This window comes from Borborobacter xinjiangensis, from assembly GCF_047739745.1.
Taxonomy (GTDB): domain Bacteria; phylum Pseudomonadota; class Alphaproteobacteria; order Rhizobiales; family Rhizobiaceae; genus Pseudaminobacter.
The window spans coordinates 55,828-73,237 of the sequence record NZ_JBLLVA010000024.1 but is presented as its reverse complement, the minus strand read 5'-3'; the positions used below and the strand labels follow the sequence as shown (position 1 = coordinate 73,237).

At 61.8% G+C, this 17,410-nt stretch carries 15 protein-coding genes; 10 read left to right on the top strand and 5 right to left on the bottom strand.

From position 1 onward, the window contains the following. Nucleotides 1-540: 540 nt before the first annotated feature. Both nspC and ACLKMW_RS20845 read left to right on the top strand, forming a co-directional pair. Nucleotides 541-1,638 (top strand): carboxynorspermidine decarboxylase, encoded by a 1,098-nt coding sequence (gene nspC, locus ACLKMW_RS20850; RefSeq protein WP_415726444.1) that lies wholly within the window; start codon nucleotides 541-543, stop codon nucleotides 1,636-1,638. A gap of 44 nt (nucleotides 1,639-1,682) precedes the next feature. After that, nucleotides 1,683-2,921 (top strand): saccharopine dehydrogenase family protein, encoded by a 1,239-nt coding sequence (locus ACLKMW_RS20845; RefSeq protein WP_415726443.1) that lies wholly within the window; start codon nucleotides 1,683-1,685, stop codon nucleotides 2,919-2,921. Between the two features lie 152 nt (nucleotides 2,922-3,073). Here ACLKMW_RS20845 and ACLKMW_RS20840 read toward each other — a convergent pair whose 3' ends face one another. Together ACLKMW_RS20840 and ACLKMW_RS20835 are read right to left on the bottom strand one after the other, a co-directional pair. Continuing rightward, a complete protein-coding gene (locus tag ACLKMW_RS20840; RefSeq protein WP_415726442.1) occupies nucleotides 3,074-4,243 on the bottom strand; it encodes a cystathionine gamma-synthase in 1,170 nt (389 codons plus the stop codon). Next, entirely contained in the window at nucleotides 4,240-5,682 is a 1,443-nt protein-coding gene (locus tag ACLKMW_RS20835; RefSeq protein WP_415726440.1) for a pyridoxal-phosphate dependent enzyme, read from the bottom strand. Before ACLKMW_RS20835 ends, ACLKMW_RS20840 begins: the two co-directional genes overlap by 4 nt. Nucleotides 5,683-5,952: 270 nt before the next feature. Here ACLKMW_RS20835 and kynU point away from each other — a divergent pair, with 270 nt between their 5' ends. After that, nucleotides 5,953-7,200: a kynureninase gene (gene kynU, locus ACLKMW_RS20830; RefSeq protein ID WP_415726439.1), complete on the top strand. Its 1,248-nt coding sequence runs from the start codon at nucleotides 5,953-5,955 to the stop codon at nucleotides 7,198-7,200. Between the two features lie 44 nt (nucleotides 7,201-7,244). Here kynU and ACLKMW_RS20825 read toward each other — a convergent pair whose 3' ends face one another. Next, nucleotides 7,245-7,412, bottom strand: a complete 168-nt coding sequence (locus ACLKMW_RS20825; RefSeq protein WP_415726438.1) for a hypothetical protein — start codon at nucleotides 7,410-7,412, stop codon at nucleotides 7,245-7,247. 160 nt (nucleotides 7,413-7,572) lie between these two features. On the opposite strand from ACLKMW_RS20825, the gene ACLKMW_RS20820 reads away from it, so the two are divergent. The 3 genes from ACLKMW_RS20820 to copM are packed head-to-tail and all read left to right on the top strand — an operon-like array spanning nucleotide 7,573 to nucleotide 10,792. Then, nucleotides 7,573-9,912: a heavy metal translocating P-type ATPase gene (locus ACLKMW_RS20820; RefSeq protein ID WP_415726437.1), complete on the top strand. Its 2,340-nt coding sequence runs from the start codon at nucleotides 7,573-7,575 to the stop codon at nucleotides 9,910-9,912. A 17-nt stretch (nucleotides 9,913-9,929) separates the two neighbouring features. After that, nucleotides 9,930-10,382 carry a Cu(I)-responsive transcriptional regulator gene (gene cueR / locus ACLKMW_RS20815; RefSeq protein WP_415726436.1) on the top strand — a complete coding sequence of 151 codons (453 nt, stop codon included), beginning with the start codon at nucleotides 9,930-9,932 and terminating at the stop codon, nucleotides 10,380-10,382. Nucleotides 10,383-10,396: 14 nt separating this feature from the next. Then, complete coding sequence (gene copM, locus ACLKMW_RS20810) at nucleotides 10,397-10,792, top strand: CopM family metallochaperone (RefSeq protein ID WP_415726435.1); 396 nt, start codon at nucleotides 10,397-10,399, stop codon at nucleotides 10,790-10,792. 21 nt (nucleotides 10,793-10,813) lie between these two features. On the opposite strand, the gene ACLKMW_RS20805 is transcribed toward copM, so the two are convergent. Together ACLKMW_RS20805 and ACLKMW_RS20800 are read right to left on the bottom strand one after the other, a co-directional pair. Next, nucleotides 10,814-11,980, bottom strand: a complete 1,167-nt coding sequence (locus tag ACLKMW_RS20805) for a diphosphate--fructose-6-phosphate 1-phosphotransferase (protein WP_415726434.1) — start codon at nucleotides 11,978-11,980, stop codon at nucleotides 10,814-10,816. A gap of 97 nt (nucleotides 11,981-12,077) precedes the next feature. After that, complete coding sequence (locus ACLKMW_RS20800) at nucleotides 12,078-12,836, bottom strand: L,D-transpeptidase (protein ID WP_415726448.1); 759 nt, start codon at nucleotides 12,834-12,836, stop codon at nucleotides 12,078-12,080. Nucleotides 12,837-13,431: 595 nt separating this feature from the next. Here ACLKMW_RS20800 and xylB point away from each other — a divergent pair. From xylB to ACLKMW_RS20780, 4 genes are all read left to right on the top strand, one after another. Beyond that, nucleotides 13,432-14,883 (top strand): xylulokinase, encoded by a 1,452-nt coding sequence (xylB, locus tag ACLKMW_RS20795; RefSeq protein ID WP_415726433.1) that lies wholly within the window; start codon nucleotides 13,432-13,434, stop codon nucleotides 14,881-14,883. After that, nucleotides 14,880-16,205 carry a xylose isomerase gene (gene xylA / locus ACLKMW_RS20790; protein WP_415726432.1) on the top strand — a complete coding sequence of 442 codons (1,326 nt, stop codon included), beginning with the start codon at nucleotides 14,880-14,882 and terminating at the stop codon, nucleotides 16,203-16,205. The genes xylB and xylA overlap by 4 nt, the downstream gene beginning before the upstream one ends. 125 nt (nucleotides 16,206-16,330) lie before the next feature. Next, complete coding sequence (locus ACLKMW_RS20785) at nucleotides 16,331-16,561, top strand: hypothetical protein (protein ID WP_415726431.1); 231 nt, start codon at nucleotides 16,331-16,333, stop codon at nucleotides 16,559-16,561. Nucleotides 16,562-16,633: 72 nt separating this feature from the next. Next, complete coding sequence (locus ACLKMW_RS20780) at nucleotides 16,634-17,407, top strand: TIGR01458 family HAD-type hydrolase (RefSeq protein WP_415726430.1); 774 nt, start codon at nucleotides 16,634-16,636, stop codon at nucleotides 17,405-17,407. Nucleotides 17,408-17,410: the final 3 nt, after the last annotated feature.

Below are 17,410 nucleotides of genomic sequence, written 5' to 3'. Positions count from 1 at the left end.
CTAACCTGCCGAACAAGCGCCCCCGCCAGCAAAACCTCAGATCAAACAGAAAGGGACGGGGCGGGGCGAATGGCCTCCTCAACTCGCAGGCCGATGGTTGATACGCCTTGAGGACGGACGGTCCCCCGGCAATGGCGGGTGGAATCTCCGAGCAACGTTCGTTACGATCCTTGCGTAATCTCTATCAAGTCCTGGCGTCGGAGCGCTTTCGTTGCTGCGCTAACCATCAGCCGTTCCATGCGTCGCATAGATCGCCGAAGCACTTGGGAACAGGTCAGGCGTGTTGTCCTCGGGGCGCATAGGAAAAGCTGTCTCAGGCGCGAGGCGTCGCATGCGTGTCATCGTGCCTGGCGTACGCTTGAAGCCCTCCGGGAGGAGACAGCCGATCGCGTGTGCTCGGTTCCGAGCGTCAGGGCTTGAGATTAGTTCGCTTGGCAATTAAAACGCGCCGAAGCTTTCTCGACGTTTGGAAACGTTGTGGCGGGTTCCGTGACGAAGCCGCAGGAAAACCCCCACCAGGAACAAAAAGAACTTATACTTATGATGAAGACGCCATACTATCTGATCGACAAGGCTCATCTTCTCAAGAATCTTGAAAAGATCAGCTATGTCAGAAAAGCGTCAGGCGCCAAGGCACTTCTAGCTCTCAAATGCTTCGCGACCTGGTCGGTTTTCGACTTGATGCGCGAGTATATGGATGGCACGACGTCTTCTTCGCTCTACGAGGTGAAGCTCGGTCGCCAGAAGTTCGGTGGCGAGACGCATGCCTATAGCGTTGCTTATGGCGACGATGAGATCGACGAGGTCCTGGCCAATTCGGACAAGATCATTTTCAACTCGATCGGCCAGTTGTCCCGTTTTTCCGAAAAGGCGGCGGGCGTGGCGAAAGGGCTCCGGCTCAATCCGCAGGTGAGCAGCTCCGATTTCGACCTCGCCGACCCGGCGCGGCCCTTCAGTCGGCTCGGAGAATGGGACGTGGAAAAGATTGCCGGCGTGATCGATCAAGTTTCCGGCTTCATGATCCACAACAATTGCGAAAACGCCGATTTTGGGCTCTTCGACCGGATGCTCGGTCAAATCGAGGAACGATTCGGACATCTGCTGCACAAGGTGAAGTGGGTGAGTCTCGGCGGCGGCATTCATTTCACCGGCGAGGGCTACCCGCTCGACGACTTCTGTGCGCGGCTGAAAGCCTTTGCTGACCGCTATTCGGTTCAGGTCTATCTGGAGCCGGGCGAGGCCGCGATCACCGAAAGCACGACGCTCGAGGTCACGGTTCTAGACACGCTCTACAATGGCAAGCATCTGGCGATCGTCGACAGCTCGATCGAGGCGCATATGCTCGACCTTCTCATCTATCGCCAGAGCGCAAAAATGAAGCCGAACACAGGCCCGCATAGCTACATGGTCTGCGGCAAGTCGTGCCTTGCCGGCGATATTTTCGGCGAATTCAAGTTCGAGAAGGAACTGGCCGTCGGTGATCGCCTGTCGATCCAGGATGCGGCTGGCTATACAATGGTCAAGAAGAACTGGTTCAACGGCGTTCGCATGCCGTCGATCGTGCTGCGCGAACTGGATGGCAGCATCAGGCTCGTCAGGGAATTCACCTTTGACGACTATGTCGAAAGCCTCTCCTGAGGCTTCGCTTTCTCGCAACGGAATAACGGAGAGTTACGCGTGAAATGAAGAAGAACGTGCTGATTGTTGGTGCGGGCGGCGTCGCCCAGGTCGTTGCGCACAAATGTGCGCAGAACAACAATGTGCTGGGCGATATTCACATCGCTTCGCGCACCCTGGAGAAATGCCGGGCGATCGTCGCCAGCGTGCAGGAAAAGAACAACCTGAACGTGCCCGGCGTGCTGGAAGCGCATGAGCTCGATGCGCTGGATATCGACGCCACGAAAGCTCTGATCGAAAGAATCAGGGCGCAGATCGTCATCAATGTCGGATCACCCTTCGTCAACATGCCGGTGCTTGAAGCCTGTATCGCAACCGGTGCCGCCTATCTCGACACGGCAATCCACGAGGATCCATCGAAAATCTGCGAGACGCCGCCATGGTACGCCAACTATGAATGGAAGCGCCGCGACCGCTGCGCCGAAAAGGGCGTCACCGCCATTCTCGGTGTGGGTTTCGATCCGGGTGTCGTCAATTCCTACGCCGCTTTGGCGCGCGACGAATACTTCGATCGCATCGATTCCATCGACATCATCGACGTGAATGCCGGTAGCCACGGCCGTTATTTCGCGACGAACTTCGATCCGGAGATCAATTTCCGCGAATTCACCGGGCAGGTGTGGAGCTGGCAGAACAGCCAATGGACCTCCAACCGCATGTTCGAGGTCAAGCGCACCGACGACCTGCCGGTCGTGGGCGAGCAGACCACTTATCTCACCGGTCATGACGAGCTTCACTCGCTGTCGCAGAACTTCGACGTTCCCGATATCCGCTTCTGGATGGGCTTTGGCGAGCACTACATCAATGTGTTCACGGTGCTGAAGAACCTCGGCCTGCTTTCCGAGCAGCCGGTGAAAACCGCCGAGGGGCTCGAGGTGGTGCCGCTCAAGGTGGTCAAGGCAGTGCTGCCGGACCCGTCGTCGTTGGCGCCGAGCTATAGCGGCAAGACCTGCATCGGCGATCTGGTCAAGGGCGAGAAGGATGGCAAGCCTCGCGAGGTGTTCATCTACAATGTGAGCGACCATGCCGATGCCTTCGAGGAAGTCGGCAGCCAGGCGATCTCCTACACGGCCGGCGTACCGCCGGTTGCAGCCGCCATTCTCATCGCGCAGGGGGCCTGGGACGTGAAGAAAATGGTCAATGTCGAGGAACTGCCGGCGCAGCCCTTCGTCGCCCTGATGAACCGGATCGGCCTGCCCTCGCGGATCAGGGATGAGAAGGGAGACCGGGCTCTGGAGTTCTAGGGGCCTTTACAAACTCTACCCTGCCGGCATCTGGCGCAGTCTTCTCAGCTTCCGGTGCTCACGTATCTTGAAGTACGCTCCGCCCGGTTCCCGAAGAACCACGCTGGATGCCCTCGGCAGGGCGAGTTGTCAAACGGCCTCAGGCCAGCACGTCAACCAGCCAGCGCTTGGGCCAGGTCGGCAATCAGATCGTCGGCATCCTCTATGCCGGCCGAGAGGCGGATCAGCGAATCCGAAATGCCGATTTGGTCACGCTGCGCGGCGGGGATCGAGCCGTGGGTCATCAGCGCCGGATGCTCGATCAGGCTTTCCACTCCGCCGAGGCTTTCGGCCAGAGTGAACAGCCGCGTACGCTCGAGGAAGCGCCTGGTGCCGGCCAGATCACGGTCGAGTTCGACGGAAATCATGCCGCCGAAGCCATGCATCTGCCTGCGCGCCAGCTCATGTTGCGGATGGCTTGCCAGGCCCGGATAGATGACGCGGCGCACATCAGGGCGGCGTTTCAGCCATTCGGCGATCTTCTGGCCGTTCGAAGAATGCCGTTCCATCCTCAGCGCCAGCGTCTTGAGGCCCCGCAACGCCAGGAAGCTGTCGAAGGGGCCGGAAATGGCCCCGACCGCATTCTGGAGGAACTTCAGCCGATCGGCCAAGTCCTTGTTGTTTCCAATCACCGCCACGCCGCCGACCATATCGGAATGGCCGTTAAGGTATTTGGTCGTGGAGTGGACGACGATGTCGATGCCGAGCTCCAGCGGCCGCTGCAGATAGGGGCTGCAAAAGGTGTTGTCCGCCACCGAAATCAGGCCCCTGTGACGGGAGAGCGCCGCCACTGCCTCCAGATCGACGATGCGCAGCAGCGGATTGGTTGGCGTTTCAACCCATAACAGCCGTGTCTCGGGCCGGATTGCCGCCTCGACCGCCTCAAGATTGGTGAAGTCGACAAAGCTCACCTGAAAGCCGGCGGAGCGCTTGCGCACCCGTTCGAGCAGCCGAAACGTGCCGCCATAGATATCGTCGGTGGCGACGATATGGGCGCCGGTATCTAGGAGTTCGAATACAGTCGCGATCGCCGCCAGCCCGGAGGCGAATGCGAAGCCTGCCTCGCCGCTTTCGAGATCGGCCACTGCCCGCTCGAAGGCAAAACGGGTCGGATTCTGGCTGCGGGCATATTCGAAGCCTTTGTGCACGCCAGGGCTCTGCTGTGCATAGGTGGAGGTCGCATAAATCGGCACCATCACGGCGCCGGTGGTTGGGTCGTGGCTCTGACCGCCATGGATCGTGCGTGTCGAAAAGGCCAGTCTGTTCTTTTCCGGTGTGCTCATGGCCTTGCGCGCCTCAGATGGTTGATGAGATCGATGCGGGTAATGAGACCGATGAATTCGTCGCCATCGAAGACGATAGCCACTTCATTGCGATCGAACACGGGGAGAAGGGCGTCCAGCGTCTGGTCGGCCTGCAACGTATGAACGTCCGCGGTCATCGCGGTGCGGATGGGTGCGTTGAAGCGGTCCCAGCGCCCTTCATAATGTCCGTCGATGGCGGCCAGGATGTCGCTCTCGTCGATGATGCCGACGAGCTTGCCGTTTTCCAGTACCGGCAGTTGGGAGACGTCGGCGCGTCGCATGCGGCCATAGGCGTTGAGCAGATTGTCTTCCGGACCGACATAGACGGTGCCGCCTTCCGGGTAGGAGCGGGCGACGAGGTCGCGCAAGTCGCCATGCGTTTCGCGTTCGGAGAGTCCCTGTTCGGCGAGCCAGAAATCGTCGAACACCTTGGAGAGATATTTGTTGCCGCTGTCGCAAACCAGGGTGAGCACCCGCTTTGGCGTCTTCTGCTCGCGGCAGTAGCGAAGGGCCGCCGAAAGCAGCGTACCGGATGACGAGCCAGCGAGTATTCCTTCCCGGGAGAGCAGTTCACGCGCTGCGGTCATGCTTTGCCGGTCGGAGACGGAGTACGCCTTGGTGACAAGCGAGAGGTCGGCATTGGGCGGAATGAAGTCCTCACCGATACCTTCTACTGTCCAGCTCCCGGCTTCCTTCATCTTGCCGGTCTTGATAAAGGGCGCCAGCACCGAACCCGCAGGGTCGGCGAGGATCATCTCGGTCTTCGGCGAAACACGCGCGAAGAACCGGCCAAGGCCGGTCAGGGTGCCGCCCGATCCGACGCCGACAACCACCGCATCGACATTGCCGTCGAGTTGCTGCCAGATTTCCGGGCCTGTCGTGGTCTCGTGCGCCAGCGGATTGGCCGGGTTGGCGAACTGGTTGACGTAAAAGGCGCCAGGTATCTCGGCGGCGATTTTCTCGGCCATGTCCTGGTAATATTCCGGGTGGCCCTTGCCGACATCCGAGCGCGTCATCCGGACCTCGGCGCCGAGCGCGCGCAGATGCTGGATCTTTTCGCGCGACATCTTGTCGGGCACGACGAGGATGATGCGATAGCCTTTCGGGATGCCGACCTGGGCGAGGCCGAGCCCGGTATTGCCCGCGGTGGCCTCGACGATCGTGCCGCCCGGCGCCAGCTTGCCGCTGCGTTCGGCTTCGGCAACCATGGAGAGCGCGATACGGTCCTTGATGGAGCCGCCGGGGTTCTGGCTTTCGAGCTTGACGAACAGACGGCAATGCCCGGTGTCGAATCTGGTGAGTTCGACGACCGGCGTATCGCCTATGAGTTCGAGAACCGACGCATAGGGCGGGCGCAGCCGACCCGTGCCGACATCAGGTGTTGCATCCTTGACGTGAGTTGTTTTGGATCTGGTCATCTTGGCAGCCGCGACGTGTTGGACATGGGGTTGGGTGACGTGACCTGCCCGTGCGAGCACGAAATGCTATTCTTGCGGGAGAAGCCGCCCGAAAGAAGAAACGGTCTGCCCGTTTCTTTGCTGAAGTAGGAATAAAGTTCCAGCAACTTGAAGCCTCCTCCAGCCATGCGTCTGATGCTCGACCGTCAGGCACTTTGTGTATTATCTGAATTCAGAGGCCGCATCGGGGTTCCAGCCCGAGGCCGTCAAAGGACCGGAGAATTGAAGATCATGACAGCACCTGCCGATCTTGCCGCCATGGAGGCGCGCGATGCCGCCGATCCGCTGCGGCACATGCGCGACAGGTTCGTGCTGCCGAAGGACGTTATCTATCTTGACGGCAATTCGCTGGGTGCTGCTCCCCGGCAGGTTTTCGCCGAGCTGGAGCAAGCGTCGCGGCAGGAATGGGCGCAGGACCTGATCCGCAGTTGGAACCGCGCCGGCTGGTTCGACCTGCCAGTGCAACTGGGCGACAGGATCGGGCGGCTTATCGGGGCGGAGCCCGGCGAGACGGTGGTTTGCGACACCACTTCGGTGAACATCTACAAGGCGCTGCACGCGGGACTGTCGCTTCGTCCAGGCAGGTCGGTCATCGTCGCCGAGAGCGGCAGCTTTCCGACCGACATCTATATGGCTCAGGGCGTCGCCGCCGAACGGCCGGATATTTCAATCCGCCTCGAGGGCGTTGATGGGGAGGCGATCGAGGATTTGATCGACGAAAACGTCGCGGCGGTTCTGGTCAATCACGTCAACTATAAGACCGGTGAATTGCGCGACATGGCCGCACTGACCGCGCGCGTGCATGCCGCCGGCGCCGTCGTGATCTGGGACCTTTGTCACAGTGCCGGCGCCCTGCCGGTCGAGCTCGGCGGTGCCGAAGCCGATCTTGCGGTGGGATGTACCTACAAATATCTGAATGGCGGTCCGGGCGCGCCGGCATTCATCTACGCGGCAAGGCGCCATCACGACAATCTGCGACAACCATTGACCGGCTGGTGGGGCCATGCCCGGCCGTTCGCCTTCGAGCAGGACTACGCGGCCGGCTCCGGCATAAAGCGGTTTCTTTGCGGCACGCAGCCGGTGCTGTCGTTGCGCGCACTGAAAGGCGCGCTCGACGTCTGGGACGACGTCGATCTCAACCTGCTCCGGCAGAAGAGCATGGCGTTGACCGACCTGTTCATCGAGTTGGTCGAGGCAGGCTGCGGCGAATATGGGGTGGCGCTCGCCGGCCCGCGCGAAGGCGCCTCGCGCGGCAGCCAGGTGTCCTTCGCGCATCCGCATGGCTATGAGATCATGCAGGCGCTGATCGAGCGCGGCGTCATCGGCGATTTCCGCGCGCCGGATGTCATGCGCTTCGGTTTCGCGCCGCTCTATGTGAGCTATCGCGATGTTTGGGACGCGACCATGATCCTGCGCGATATACTGAAGACCGAAGCCTGGAAGCATGAACGCTTCAGCGTAAGGGCTGCAGTCACTTGACGCCTTGTTCAGATCGGACGACGGCTCTCACATGAATAGAGGCGCTATGCGCCTTTGTTCGTGCTGACGTCGATGCCTTTTTCAAAGTTCTGAATGTGTAATTCAAGCGCCTTGTTGTCCATGAAGGCGCTGATGCTTCGTATATCCTTACCCCTGTAGAGCTCATGAGCTTGTAATTTATTCAGGCGCTCCAGCAGTTCGACGCGTTTCATTCTGACTCCTTTCCACGAGTGATTTGGGGCCAGATTCTCTTGAAGGGCTAGTTTGATTCGCTTGTCAACTTTAAAAAACCGGCAACCTGCCCTTGACCTTCCAGTTACTGGAAACCCTAACTTCGTTCCCCCATATGAAGCTGGCACGGGAACGAACATTGTGACTGATCACCGCGAACATGCCCATCACGACAGCGGAGCCGTCGCGGAGGTCGTGCGCGATCCGGTCTGCGGCATGACTGTCGATCCCGACACTGCAAGGCATCGCACGCGCCATGACGGGCGGGATTTCTATTTCTGCTCCGCCGGTTGCAAGGCGAAGTTCGAAGCAGACCCCGAGACCTATCTTGGCGAGCGCCCTCAGCCTGCGCCGGCGCCGAAGGGCACGAAATACACCTGCCCGATGCATCCGGAAATCATTCGCGACGAGCCCGGCTCCTGCCCGATTTGCGGGATGGCGCTGGAGCCGATGGGCGTGCCGACGGGCGAGGAGGGGCCAAACCCGGAACTCGTCGACTTCACAAGGCGATTCTGGGTCAGTGCGGCGCTTTCCATTCCGCTGCTGGTTCTGACCATGGGGCCGATGATCGGCCTGCCGGTGCGCGACTGGTTCGGCGAACGGCTTGCGATCTGGATCGAGTTGGCGCTCGCGACGCCTGTCGTGCTGTGGGCGGCGCTACCGTTTTTCCATCGCGGCTGGCAGTCGATCCTCAACCGCAGTCCGAACATGTGGACGCTGATCTCGCTCGGTGTTGGTGCGGCCTATCTCTACAGCGTGGTTGCAGCGCTTTTCCCGGATGCGTTCCCGCACTCCTTCCGCGGCCATGGCGGGACGGTGCCAGTCTATTTCGAGGCCGCCGCGGTCATTGTGGCGCTGGTGTTTCTCGGCCAGGTGCTGGAACTGAAGGCGCGCGAACGCACCGGCTCCGCGATCAGGGCGCTGCTGGACCTTGCGCCAAAGACCGCGCGGTTGATCCGCTCCGATGGAACCGAAAGCGATGTGGAACTTGAAGCGGTCAAGGCTGGCGATCTGCTGCGCGTACGCCCGGGCGAAAGCGTTCCGGTCGACGGGCTGGTGACCGAAGGCAGGTCCTCTATCGACGAATCGATGATCACCGGCGAGCCGATTCCGGTCGAGAAGGACGTGGGTGATCGTCTGACCGGCGGCACGCTCAATCGGAACGGCTCGCTGGTGATGCGCGCCGAAAAGGTCGGCGCCGACACCGTGCTTTCGCAGATCGTCGAACTGGTCGCCAAGGCACAGCGCAGCCGGGCGCCGATTCAGGGTCTTGCGGACCGCGTCTCGTTTTATTTCGTGCCGACCGTGGTGCTGGTTGCTGTCGCTGCCTTCGTCATTTGGGCGATTTCCGGGCCTGAGCCCAGCATGATCTTCGCAATCGTCTCGGTGGTTTCGGTGCTGATCATCGCCTGCCCCTGCGCACTGGGTCTTGCCACGCCGATGTCGATCATGACGGCGACCGGACGCGGCGCCCACGCCGGCGTGCTTATCAAGGATGCCGAAGCGCTGGAGCGGTTCGCCGGCGTCGATACGCTGATCGTCGACAAGACCGGAACGCTGACCGAGGGCAAGCCGGTGCTGACAGAGGTTGTAACCGCGAACGGTGTCGCCGAGACCGAGCTTCTCGTGCTGGCCGCGAGCCTGGAGAAAGGCTCCGAGCATCCGCTGGCCGACGCCATCGTCGAGGGTGCCAAGGCGCGCGGCGTGACGCTGCTCAACACAGACGGCTTCGAAGCGGCCACCGGCAAGGGCGTCAGGGGCACCGTCGCCGGCAAGGCGGTGGCGCTGGGCAATGCGGCGATGATGGCACTCGACGGCGCCGACACAGAGCCGCTCGACGCGCGTGCCGATGCGCTGCGGGCGGATGGCAGCACGGCGATGTTCGTCTCGGTCGAAGGCCGTCTGGCCGGCATCATCGCGGTTTCCGACCCGATCAAATCGACCACGGCCGAAGCGATAAGGGCACTGCATGACAGCGGGCTGAAGATCATCATGGCCACCGGCGACAATGAGCGCACCGCCAAGGCGGTCGCCGCCAGCCTCGGCATCGATGAGGTCCGCGCCGACATATTGCCGGAAGGCAAGAAGGCGCTGGTGGATGAGCTGCGTGCCAGGGGCGGCCGAATTGCCATGGCCGGCGACGGTGTCAACGATGCGCCGGCGCTTGCAGCCGCCGATGTCGGCATCGCCATGGGAACGGGCGCCGACGTTGCCATGGAAAGCGCCGGCATCACGCTGGTGAAGGGCGATCTCAACGGCATCGTCCGAGCGCGGCGGCTGGCGCAGGCGACAATCCGTAACATCAAGGAAAATCTGTTCTTCGCCTTCGTCTACAATGCGCTTGGCGTGCCGGTTGCGGCGGGCGTGCTCTATCCCGTGTTCGGTGTGCTTCTGTCGCCGATGCTGGCGGCAGCCGCGATGAGCCTGTCGTCGGTCTCCGTCATCGCCAATGCGCTGCGCCTGCGGACCGTGAAACTTTAACGTTTGGAGATGAGGTCATGAACATTGGTGACGCTGCCGAGCGTTCCGGGCTGCCGCCCAAGACCATTCGCTACTATGAAGAAATCGGGCTTCTGAAACCCGGCCGCGCCGAAAACGGCTACCGCGACTACTCGTCAAGCGACGTGCATCGGCTGAAATTCCTGCAAAGATCGCGCAGTCTCGGTTTTTCGGTCGAAGAATGCCGCCAGCTTCTGTCGCTCTATGGCGACAGGCAGCGGGAAAGCGCCGACGTGAGGGCCATTGCCGAAGCCAAGCTTGGTGAGATCGACCGCAAGATTTCCGAGCTTGTCGAGCTTCGCGAGGTGCTGCGGCACCTGGTGGAGCATTGCAACGGCGATGCGCGTCCGGATTGCCCGATCATCGACCGGCTTGCCGGCGGCAGCGGCTCGAAACCAGCCGATGGCCGAACGGCCGAAACGGCGGAATGCTCACTGTCATCCAACCACTGAAAAAGGAGACCTGCATGATATTGAAACGCAAGCTCGCTGCGCTCACGGCGGCGTTGATCTTCGGCGCGGGCGCGGCAGGACTGGCGCTCGCCCAAAGCGATCACAGCGGCCACGACATGAGCACCATGAGTGCGTCGGACGCAGCTTCGTCGCCGGCTGCCATGGGTTACATGAAGGCCATGGACACGATGCACGCAGCGATGGGCAAGATCGACTATTCGGGCGATCCGGATATCGATTTCGCACGCGGCATGATCCCGCATCACCAGGCGGCCATCGACATGGCCAAGGTCCAGCTCGAACATGGCAAGGACCCTGAAATCCGCAAGCTTTCCGAAGAGATCATCAAGGCCCAGGAAAGCGAGATCAAACAGCTTGAAGCCTGGCTTGCGGCGCATCCCGGGAAGTAACCGGATCCAAAGGCCGGCCGCTCATACGAACGGCTTGCCGACCTCGAACCGTCCAGGCACCAGCCGTTTCAGATAGGCGATGCCTGCGTCGGAGAGCTGGTTGGCTTCAGGCATAAGAAAATCGTCAGGCATGTGCCGCGTCTTGCCGGCCACCGCATCCAGCGGCACCAGCCGCATCACGGTTTTTTTGCCGTCATATTGCAGAGCCACGGAACCGCCACCGCGTGCGGCGGCCTCCACGGCAAAAACGCCGGCGTCGAAGGCTTCGTGGGAATCGGTGTCGTTGATAGCGCCGATATAGCCGCGGGGTATGTAACCCAATGCATCGACACGCGCCCGCGTGCCCGGCAATCCGTCGCGCAGCGCCTGTTCGAAGGCGAGGCCGAGATCGCCGCCCGACAATTTCAGATTGCCATGCGCATCGCGTTCCAGCCGATCCGGCGGCACGAGGCTCTCCACCAGCGGCTTGCCGTCCTCGGTGCTGGCCCCCTCTGAAACGGCAACGATGCAGCGTTTGTGACGGGCAAGCGTGGCGCGGACATCGTCGATGAAGCGGGGAACGGAGAAAGCCCGCTCCGGCACGTAGAGCAGATGCGGCCCGCTATCCTCGTCATAGCGCCAGGCGGCCGCCGCCGCCGTCAGAAAGCCGGCATGGCGGCCCATGACGATGCCGACATAGACCCCGGGCAGGGCGCGAAAATCGAGATCGACGCTGAGGAACGCGCCGGCGACGAACTCGCCGGCCGAAATGAAACCCGGTGTGTGATCGTTCTCGACCAGATCGTTGTCGATGGTCTTCGGTGCATGGACAAAAGCGATGGAGCCGCCCGAGGCTTCGGCGAGAATCTGCTGCGTTCCGGCTGTGTCGTTGCCGCCGATATAGATGAAGGCGTCGGCACCGACCTTGTTCAGGCCGGCCAATACGAGGTCGCAATAGGCCCGATCGGGCTTGTCGCGCGTCGAGCCGAGAGCCGCGCCCGGTGTCGCGCCGATGCGGCGAAGCTGCTCTTCGGGAACGTCGGAGAGCTCGACATAGTCGCCGTCGCGAATGCCGCGTACGCCGTGGCGCGCGCCAAGCACGCGCGCGTCAGGGTGGCGCCTCTGTATTTCGATAACTGCCCCGACCATGGTCTGGTTGATGACGGCCGTCGGCCCACCACCCTGGGCGATGACAAATGTTGCTGACATGTCCGTATCCCGCTGGATTGCGCTACGCTATTTTCGCGCGCCCGCAGGCTGGGCGCAACCGTTCCGGCAGGCGCTGAGGGTTAAGGAAATTGGTGGATCAGGCGACGACGATCGGCGCCTTGCCTGGAACCCGATTGTAAAGGTCGATCACGTCCTGATTGATCATCCGAACGCAGCCGGAAGAAGCCTGCGTGCCGATCGTCCACCATTCCGGTGAGCCATGGACGCGAAACAACGTATCGCGCCCGTCCTTGAAGATATAGAGCGCGCGTGCCCCAAGCGGATTGGTCAGGCCGCCGGGCTGGCCGCCGCGATATTTTTCAAGCTCCGGTCGCCGGGCGATCATCTCCGCCGGCGGCGTCCAGGTCGGCCATTCCTTCTTGTACTGGATGTTGGCGCGGCCCGACCAGACGAAGCCTTCCTTGCCGATGCCGACACCATAGCGGATTGCGTCGCCGCCCGGCTGCACCAGATAAAGGAACCGCTCCTGCAGATGAACGACGATCGTGCCCGGCTGCTCGCCGGTGGGGTCGACGACGATCTGCCGGCGGAATTTCGGATTGATCTTCTCGAAGGGGATTTCCGGCACCGTATATCCGCTATCCGTCAGCGAGGCGTACATCATCTCGGGCCGCGTCACCTGCGGGTCGACGCTGATGCGCGGCCGGATGGTTCCGGTGGTGAAGGTGTCGATCTCGACAGCCGCGAGATCGATGCTGCGCGAACAGCCGGTCATCGCCGCCAGCGCGGCGGAACCGAGAGCAATGAGAGCGGCGCGCCGCGAGATCGATCCGGGTTCGTCGGACAGTCCGGAGGCGTCCGTCGAGGAAGCTGAGGTTTGCGGCACGGGCCTGATTCCAGCGTTGAATGTGCACTCCGGGAGGCGTGAGCGAGCCCGTGGGAGTTGTTCGCATTTTCATCAATCGTGGTTGACAAACAGTGAACGACCCTCGGCATTGATCTGCCTGCGTTTTTTTGACGACCAGCGCATTTGTCGTACGCCATGGAGCAGGAAAGGCCATGGTTGCGTCACAATGCGGACGGGACGCTGAGGCAATGTGAGCGTCGGGAGATTCCTTACTCGACGGCGAGCGCATTCCAATGGGTTTTCAACTGAAACATAGTCTCTGCTCATTCGAATCTTCTCGCTTTACACCGCCGAAATGGCAGGGTTCATCCTCGGTGTCGAGCAAAGGCGATATCCGTGCCGCCTGAGACCTGAGCACCCTTTGCTGCCGCGTCAGCCGCTCTCCTGATCATCCCTGGGCGACGATCCTGCTGGTGGTCTCCAATGCGCGGGCGGTAGCCGCACTCTCGGGCAACTGAGCGGCAGCTATTTTTTACGGGTGTCGAAAAAATAGCTTCGCACTGGCCGAATATTTGTTAAGACACACAAACGTGGGAGAATGCTGGCCGCAGCAGGTCGGGCGCGCTAAGCCGGGAGAGCGGCGATGTATCTTGGGATCGATCTCGGCACGTCGGGCGTCAAGGCGCTCCTGCTCGACGGCGATCAGACTGTCATCGCTTCCGCCAATAGCCCGCTTGAGCTGGCGCGGCCACATCCCGGCTGGTCCGAGCAGGACCCCGCCGATTGGATCGACGCTACCCGGAAAGCGCTCAACTCGCTCAAAGCGCAACATTCTCGGCAATTCGGCGCAATCAAGGGCATCGGTCTTTCCGGGCAGATGCATGGTGCGACGCTTCTCGAGGCAAGCGGTGCGGTCCTGCGGCCCTGCATATTGTGGAACGACACCCGCAGTCACGAGGAGGCGGCGCGCCTCGATGCCGACCCACGCTTTCGCGAGGTCACCGGCAACATCGTCTTTCCGGGCTTTACCGCGCCGAAACTCCTTTGGGTACGCAACAATGAGCCGGACATTTTCGCCAGGATTGCGAAAGTTCTGCTGCCCAAGGACCATCTGCGCCTGTGGCTGACGGGCGAGCATATCTCTGAAATGTCGGATGCGTCGGGTACTTCGTGGCTGGACGTCGCCAATCGTCGCTGGTCGGCCGAGCTTCTGGCTGCAACCGGCCTCGACCAGCAACATATGCCGTCGCTGGTCGAAGGCACGCAGCCGGCCGGACGCTTGCGCAAGCAACTGGCCGAGGAGTGGGGCCTGGGCGACGATATCGTGGTGGCGGGCGGCGCCGGCGACAATGCCGCTTCCGCCTGTGGCATGGGCGTGGTGCTGCCCGGTCACGCCTTCGTATCGCTCGGCACTTCGGGTGTGCTCTTCGCCGCCAACGGCTCCTACCTTCCCGACCCGGAAAGTGCCGTCCACACATTCTGCCACGCGCTCCCTGACACCTGGCACCAGATGGGGGTCATCCTCTCGGCGACGGATTCGCTCAACTGGCTTGCGGACATTGCCGGCAAAGAGCCTTCCGAACTGACCGACGCGCTTGGAAAGGATTTGAAGGCGCCGACCGGTGTTTCGTTCCTGCCCTACCTCTCGGGAGAGCGTACGCCCCACAATGACGCGCTCATTCGCGGTTCCTTCACCGGCCTTGGCCACGAAACCGACCGCGCCGCACTTACGCAAGCGGTGGTCGAGGGCGTGGCCTTCGCTTTTCGCGACAGTCTGGAGGCGCTTAAGGCCGGAACGGAGCTTTCCCGCGTTACCGCCATCGGCGGCGGCTCACGCTCGCGCTACTGGCTGAAAGCGGTTGCCACGGCGCTTGGCGTTCCGGTCGACGTTCCGGCCGATGGCGACTTCGGTGCGGCTTTCGGCGCCGCCCGGCTGGGGCTGATCGCCACGGAAACGGCCGATCCGCTTGACGTTTGCACTCAACCCGCGACCGCCGAAACCATCGAGCCGGACGCCGCGCTCGCCGGCGCCTATTTCGACGCCTATCAGCGTTACCATGCGCTCTATCCTGCCATCAGAGGAGTTTCATCGTGACCAGCGGTTTCTTCGGCGATATCAAGCCGGCCCGATATGAGGGTCCCGACAGCACCAACCCGCTCGCCTACAGGCATTACAATCCGGATGAAATCTTGCTCGGCAAGCGCATGGAGGAACATCTGCGCTTTGCCATTGCCTACTGGCATTCCTTCACCTGGCCGGGTGGCGATCCGTTCGGCGGCCAGACCTTCGAACGGCCGTGGTTCCCTAAGGAGGGGTCTGGAGAGACCATGGAGCACGCCAAGCTGAAGGCCGACGTGGCCTTCGAGATGTTCTCGCTGCTCGGCGCGCCCTATTTCTGCTTCCACGATGCCGATGTGCGCCCGGAAGGCGATACATTCAGCGAAAGCGCGTCGCGTCTCGACGAGATCGCCGATTATTTTGCCACCAAGATGAGCGAGACCGGCGTGAAGCTGCTCTGGGGCACGGCCAATCTCTTTTCCAACCGCCGCTACATGGCGGGTGCGGCGACCAATCCGGATCCGGATGTTTTTGCCTATGCCGCCGCCACGGTGAAGCATTGCATCGATGTGACCAAGCGCCTGAACGGTGAAAACTATGTGCTGTGGGGCGGGCGTGAAGGCTACGAGACGCTGCTCAACACCGACCTTTCGCGCGAGCTCGACCAGCTCGGCCGATTCCTCAGCCTGGTCGTCGATTACAAGCACAAAATCGGTTTCAAGGGCACGATCCTGATCGAGCCGAAGCCGCAGGAGCCGACCAAGCATCAGTACGACTATGATGTCGCGACCGTGTTCGGCTTCCTGCAAAAATATGGTTTGGAGAAGGAGGTTAAGGTCAATATCGAGCAGGGCCACGCCATCTTGGCCGGCCATTCCTTCGAGCATGAATTGGCGCTCGCCAATGCGCTCGGCATTTTCGGTTCGATCGACATGAACCGCAACGACTACCAGTCCGGCTGGGACACCGACCAGTTTCCCAACAATGTGCCGGAAATGGTGCTGGCCTATTATCAGGTGCTGCTTGGCGGCGGCTTCAAGACCGGTGGCACCAATTTCGATGCCAAGCTGCGCCGCCAATCGCTCGATCCGCAGGATCTGCTGATCGCGCATATCGGCGGCATGGACTGCTGCGCGCGCGGCCTGAAGGCAGCGGCCAGGATGATTGAGGACAAGGCGCTTGGCGGCCCGCTCGACGAGCGCTACGCCGGTTGGAAATCGCCGGAGGCGCAGGCAATGCTTTCGGGCAAGCGCACGCTTGAGGCGATTGCTGCACGAGTGGTGACGGACAAGATCGAGCCGCAGCCGAAATCGGGCCGGCAGGAATATCTGGAGAATGTCGTCAACCGCTACGTATGAGCGCGGCGGTTCAGCATCCGATGTTAAATTCTGTGGCGCCAGCGGAAGAAAAAAATCACCGCCTCGCCGTGCAATTGCCTCGATCCTGCCTTCAACGCGCCGCCTCGCACGGACAGATTCCCGGCATGGGAAGATTTGCAGAAACACCTATCGAAAATGATCGTGGCGAGCCGGCAATCGATGCGCTTTTGTCTCGCCGCAAGGCCGATTCGATCGTCGACCTCCTCTTGTCTCTGCCCTCGACGGTAACCGACGAGCCCGATACGTTTGATCGGATCGTCGGGGATCGGCTGGAGGCGAAGCTCGCCGACCGGATGCGCTCGCTGATCGACCACAGGCACCGCGACGCGGCCTGATCGCCTGAACATATCCCGCCGGGTTCCGGCGGGATCATTTGACCTTTGCCGTCGCCATGGCATTCTTGGCCGATGATCAGCGGTGTGCTCCTGGACCTTGCCGGAGTCGTCTACGATGGCGACAAGGCGATTGCGGGCGCAGTCGACGCGGTGGCGCGGCTGCGCGCGGCCGGGTTGCCCATACGCTTCGTCAGCAACACCACGCGTTCGCCGCGCCCTGCTGTGTTGCGGCGGCTGGCGGGCTTCGGCCTTCCGGTTGAGGAAGAGGAGCTGTTTACGCCCGCGCAGGCCGCGCGCCAATGGCTGCGCCAGCACGGATGCTCGCCGCATCTTTTGGTGCATCCCGATTTCAAGACAGAGTTCGACGGCATGCCGGAGGGCGGCCGCCGGGCGGTCATCGTCGGCGATGTCGGCGAATCATTGGACTATGCGAAATTGAACCGGGCGTTCCGGGAACTGACGCGAGGCGCCGAGTTGCTGGCGCTGGCAAACAACCGGTCGTTCAAGGATGCCGACGGCATTTTGAGCCTCGATGCCGGCGCGGTGGTTGCCGCGTTTGAATTCGCCAGCCGGGCGCAAGCGATCGTTCTCGGCAAGCCGTCGCCCGAATTCTTCCTGTCAGCGCTTGCCGGCATGGGCTGCCCGCCTGACGAGGCGGTGATGGTTGGCGATGATGCCGAAAGCGATGTCGCCGGCGCCCGCAGTTGCGGGCTTGGGGCGCTGCTGGTCCGCACGGGCAAATACCGCGCCGGCGACGAGACGCGTTTCGATCCGCCGCCTTCGGCCGTTGTCGCCGATTTGGCCGCAGCCGCCGATTGGATCATTGCGCACGCGAAGGACGGTTGAAGA